At 40.8% G+C, this 3,422-nt stretch carries 3 protein-coding genes; all 3 read right to left on the reverse strand.

Translation table 11 applies throughout. The features are described from left to right. Positions 1-1,391: MobV family relaxase (mobV, locus tag M2135_RS15495; RefSeq protein ID WP_280749431.1), on the reverse strand; the 1,391-nt coding region annotated here is incomplete at its 3' end. 173 nt (positions 1,392-1,564) lie between these two features. Then, positions 1,565-2,446 (reverse strand): toprim domain-containing protein, encoded by an 882-nt coding sequence (locus tag M2135_RS15500; RefSeq protein ID WP_280749432.1) that lies wholly within the window; start codon positions 2,444-2,446, stop codon positions 1,565-1,567. A 202-nt stretch (positions 2,447-2,648) separates the two neighbouring features. After that, positions 2,649-3,422 (reverse strand): primase-helicase family protein (locus M2135_RS15505; RefSeq protein WP_280749433.1); only part of this gene is annotated, 774 nt, incomplete at its 5' end.

The raw sequence follows: 3,422 nt of genomic DNA on the forward strand, positions 1-3,422 counted from the left end.
AACTCATCGTACTTCTGCCTGAACCATTGGGCAAGACTGATTCCATTAAGTAGTAACCGAAAGCTGCTCGGCGCTCCTGTACCTTTATCAAACCGTACCTCTGCATCATTAACTTTGAATCGCTGACTGTGTTCAGTAGAATATAATTCACCGGAGAATCGGACTGGCCTCATGTTAATAAGGTCTTTGGCCTGTGTGTTTGAAAAGCCTATCTTCTGACAATACTCGCCCCATTTGATAAGTGTAGGTGTGTCTGGTAGCCAATCGTGGATTTTGTGTATTTCAGCTTTCAATTGCATTGTTTCTTGTTGTCGTTCGCTTCGTTCCCTACTGATTGTTTGGGTAAGTCCGTCAATATCTTGCTGTAATTCGTACTTCTCGTGTTTCAGGCTCTCAATCTCTTGTTGTTGCCGTTTTACCTTGGAAGTACCGACAAGCGAACCTATGCCCTCAATGATATTAGAACCAACATCGGCAGCTTTATTCTTAAACTCCTCGGTTTTAAGTTGCCCTTTTACTTGATTGAGGCTCTCTTCTGTCTTTTTCAGTTCGGACTCTTTCTGCTGCTTTTGTTCCTCTGCTTGAATGGATTTCAGTTTGGCTTCCTGTTCCTTTTGTTTGAGTTCCTCAATGCGTTGCCGCTTGGCTTCTTCTACCGCTAAGAGCTGTTCTATATTTATCTGCAAGTTATTACTCTCTATCGTTTGATTGCGATAATGCTCCGTTAGAGTTATATGTCGGGCATCTGAACCTTTTATGCCTCTTTCTAATCCGTATTTAGCCATAGCTGCGGCGTATGTATCCTGATACTCTATCAGCTTTTCCCTTGCCATTACATCATCAACGCATAGGCGAGGCATGTTCGGGTCTTTTTTCTTATATGTGCGCTTTGGCTTTTGTCCTTCGTTTGGTTTCTGCGCCTGATTATCCTCTTCTGGTTTCTTTTTTGGTTTTTTCTGCCTTCGCTCGCCTCTTACTATCGGAACGATAGAGGCGTGGATGTGTGGAGTGGTTTCGTCCATGTGTAAAGTAGCAGCTACCAGATTCTCTTCTCCAAATGTTTTCTTCAGATAATCCATATTATCCCGACACCAATCATCCAGTTTGCCTTCACTCTCTATCCGCTTCATATCTTCGGGGCTACCTGAAATCATGACGCGGATTACTTTTACTTGATTCTTGCCAATCTGACGTTTCAGCCCTGCGGTATCTAATCTGTGTCGAATAGCTTCCGTCCGGTTTTTTATGCCATCAGGAAACTCAACGAGTTCTTTATTCAAATGTACCCGTTCAGGATCTACATTTGGATGTATTACTTTTCGCTCGATATGATCTGTCATGGCAGACTCATTTCCGGGCGACTTATCTAAATGGAAAACAACATATCCCATGCTAATGCAAATTAAATTGTTTGAAATTTAGTTTGTGGAAATCACTGCTGCCGATAGAACAACACCGGCAGAGGGATGATTTGCACATTGAATAGTCGCTTTATGCGACTGCGGTCGAGAGACCGCTAAGGGAGATTCCAAAGGGGGAAAACCTTTGGGGTAGCTGCGGCAGATTACATCTTACGACCTCTGCCCGGCTTCTTTATTACGGCTTGCTTAGGAACGGAACGATTGCGTAAGTAGTCGTTCAGGTCTTTATATTTTGCATAGTGTGCAGACTGGTCTATGACCTCTTTGCAAACCGAGCGTAAACTCTGAACAGCTCGCTTTCCGGCTTCATCATTATCAAGAAATAGGGCTACGGATTTGTATCCGGCAAGTGTATTCTCTACTTTCGGCAGATTCGCCAACGAGTTCAAAATGATTGCATCTACCGGAGAACGTTGCCAATTCTTTATCGTCAGGAATGAGAGGTAATCCATAAAACCCTCGAACAGTAGGCAACTGCTTTGCTCGGAGCTATGTGAAGTAATATCTTTAGAGGTACACCCTTTGAAATATTTACTCCTTAGTTCATATCCTCCGGTGTCGTTCTTAAAGCCGATAGCAAAATAAGGTTTATCGTTTACCGAATAGTAAACCTCCTTGCAATTTGCCTTTGCGATGTCGATAGAGATTCCTCTCTCTTTCAAGTATTCCTGTAAAGCTGGATTGGCCAACAGCTGTATCTTACGAATAACTATCTCTGATTCTTGCTTTTCCTGCATAGAAATATTTTTTCTATGAAAAGAAAAAGAACCCTCTTCAAGCCTTTGGGCTGCTTCGGCAAAAGAACAGCCCTCTAAACGTGATACCAGGTTAACTATATTTCCACCAAGACTAAGCCCATGATCAAACCATAGGTTCTTTACATAGTTCACACTTAGGCTTGCCGTTGTCTCTTTTCTAAAAGGAGATAGAAACATCCCTTTCTGATCATTCTCTCTAATGGGATTGACTCCCATCCGTATAAGATATTCCCGTATACTTATACCCATTATATCGTTACTTACCATAATTTAAATTTGTTGTTGTTTTGTGGTGAAATAGAAATAAATAGCTGTTGTATAGTTTGTTATTCGCCCAACAAATTCACAACAAACCAAAATGCCGTTGCAGGCTGTTCACAACAACGATTATTTTGTTGTGCATTTGTTGTGTTGTTGTTGGAATAGTGTACTCTTTGATTATCATTGGCTTAAATAATAGGGTAACACATTACAACAGAATTTCATCAATAAGCCCTCGCTTTATTTCCAAGTACCTTCCTTTTCTTTTCATAGGAATGAGATTTCCTTCTATTCCTATGTAATAGAAAGTGTAATCACTATTTTTATCAGAGCGAAGTCCCCAGCCATCCTTCAGTATGTTTCGTATTTGAGTTATGTCAGCTTTAAGTCCGGCATCACGAATAGCATCCATAAAGTCTTTAGGACAACAAAACATCTTATCCTCTCCAAGCTTATCCATTACATCCGAGCAATAAGCGGCTAACTCTGCTTCAATCTTATTGGTGTTATATTTCTTGATTTTGAGAAGAGCGGGTGTCTCCAATAAAGAAGGATTAAACCACATACGGGATTCATTCTTTGTGGATAGCTCCCTGTTTAGTAAAAAGTGAAGAAAATGAGGAATCTCCTTCATCATAAAGCTTCTTAGGTAGATATTATCCTTTTCTATCGGATTTATCTTGCGTACCCAGAACCTTACCTCTTCTTTTGGAATGATGATTGGATTCCGTTCGTTATTAGAGCAAAGGACAAACTTGGCAAAGAACTCTATCTCTTTCCGATCTTTACCTTTGGCTTCTATTTTATAATCCCCTGCGGTAGATAAATTCTTTATCTTTTCGGTGTCTTCCATCTTGTTCAGTAGAAGTTCATCCACCAACACTAATAACCTGTGTGCCCAGTCTGCGTTAAACTGGCTGCGGAAATCCTCGTTTGAATTAAAGGTGGCATTCTTCCCGAAGATCATCTTTAAGAAACGAAG

This window comes from Parabacteroides sp. PF5-9, assembly GCF_029893105.1.
Lineage (GTDB): Bacteria > Bacteroidota > Bacteroidia > Bacteroidales > Tannerellaceae > JARXWG01.

What these genes read in the sequence shown, in the direction of transcription:
- M2135_RS15500 (WP_280749432.1), bottom strand. Translation starts at nt 2,446, where the DNA reads ATGGTAAGTAACGATATAATGGGTATAAGTATACGGGAATATCTTATA.